General features: G+C 68.1%; 2 protein-coding genes. One reads left to right on the forward strand and one right to left on the reverse strand.

Features of this window, described 5'->3' with window-relative positions:
• Nucleotides 1–23: 23 nt before the first annotated feature.
• Entirely contained in the window at nt 24–1,133 is a 1,110-nt protein-coding gene (pheS, locus tag ELR45_RS27075) for a phenylalanine--tRNA ligase subunit alpha (RefSeq protein WP_129669111.1), read from the reverse strand.
• 291 nt (nt 1,134–1,424) lie between these two features.
• On the opposite strand from pheS, the gene ELR45_RS39255 reads away from it, so the two are divergent.
• Nucleotides 1,425–1,682: hypothetical protein (locus tag ELR45_RS39255; protein WP_205857352.1), on the forward strand; the 258-nt coding region annotated here is incomplete at its 3' end.

A 1,682-nucleotide genomic window follows, 5' to 3' on the forward strand; every position in this document is an offset into this window, starting at 1 on the left:
GAGCCAGGACATGGGGACACGCATCAGATCTCCATCCCGAACGCAGCGGCGAAGCGGACGTCGCCCTCGACCATGTCGTGCATGTCTTCGATGCCGTGCCGGAACATCAGGGTCCGCTCCAGCCCCATCCCGAAGGCGAATCCGGTGTATCGGTCCGGATCGACCCCACAGGCGATCAGCACGCGCGGGTTGACCACGCCGCAGCCGCCCCACTCGATCCACCCTTCCGAGCCGCAGGTACGGCAGGGCCGGTCGGGGTTGCCGACGGATGCGCCGCGGCAGACGAAGCACTGCAGGTCCATCTCGGCGCTCGGTTCGGTGAACGGGAAGTATGAGGGCCGTAGCCGGGTGGTGATGCCGTCCCCGAACATCGCCGAGGCGAAGTGGTCAAGGGTGCCCTTCAGGTGTCCCATCGTGATGCCCTCGTCGATCGCGAGCCCTTCTACCTGGCTGAACACCGGCGTGTGGGTGGCGTCCAGCTCGTCGGTGCGGAAGGTACGCCCCGGACAGACCACGTAGATCGGCGGCTTGCGGCTCAGCATCGTCCGCGCCTGCACCGGCGAGGTGTGCGTCCGCATCACCAGGCCGGAGTCCTCCGACTCGACGAAGAACGTGTCCTGCATGGTCCGTGCGGGATGGTCCGGTCCGATGTTCAGCGCGTCGAAGTTCAGCCACTCGGCCTCCACCTCGGGGCCTTCGGCTATCTCCCAGCCCATGGCGGTGAACACGTCGCCCACGCGCTCCTGAATCGTGGTCAGGGGGTGCCGGGCGCCGCGAGGCGAGCGGTCCCACGGCAGCGTGACATCCACGGATTCCTCGACGAGGACCCGTTCGTCTCGCTCCACCTCCAGAATCTGCTGGCGCTCCTCGATCGCCTCGGACACCTCGCGGCGCGCGGCGCCGACGCGCTGGCCGGCGTCCTTGCGAGCCTGCGGCGGCAGCGCACCGATCTCGCGGTTGGCCAGCGCAAGCGGTGAGCGGTCCCCCACGTGGGCCAGCCTGACTTGCTTGAGCTGGTCCAGATCCTGGGCTCCGGCGACGGCAGTTAGAGCTTCGTCGCGCATCCGTGCCACCTCGTCCGGATGGAGCGGTGTGACCTCGACCGGGTCGTACTGCTTGTTCGGCGCGGACATCTTCCTCGCAACCTGTCTTCGCGGCTATTGATAGGGGGGACGGACAACCCCGCGATTCTACGACTCCGAGGCATCCTCATGCTCGGCCCGTCCCCGGTGCGGTGCGTGGAGGGTGCACTGTGCACTCCGCGTCACCGGCCAGCAAAGAAAGTCCGCGCCGTAATGCAACCTTTTTCCGTTCGGTCCGGTCTTCCTCAGTGATGATCACTCAGAGTGCCCGGCACATGGGGGCGACGGGCACCCCTACCGCCGGAGGTCGAAGTGAGGCGCGGAAGACGAAGTATCGCGACCATGGTCGCGACGGGCATAACGATGGTCCTCGCGGCCGCGTCCGTGGGAGCGGGGCCGGTGATCGACGAGCCGCCTGCACCGAGGCCCGGGGCGGTGGCCGGCGATCCTGCGGTGACGGAGCGCCAGACGGTGACCCTCCTCACTGGTGACCGGGTGTCCGTGCGAACGGTCGACGGCAACCGAGCCGTAGACGTCGAGCCCGCGCCCGGACGCTCGAGCGTCGCCTTCGTCGAGCAGCAGACCGAGTCCGGGGGGCTC

The sequence above is a fragment of the Phytoactinopolyspora endophytica genome, assembly GCF_004138495.1.
Taxonomy (GTDB): Bacteria; Actinomycetota; Actinomycetes; order Jiangellales; family Jiangellaceae; genus Phytoactinopolyspora; species Phytoactinopolyspora endophytica.

Coding starts and splice junctions, on each gene's coding strand:
- pheS (WP_129669111.1), bottom strand. CDS start 1,133: ATGTCCGCGCCGAACAAGCAGTACGACCCGGTCGAGGTCACACCGCTC.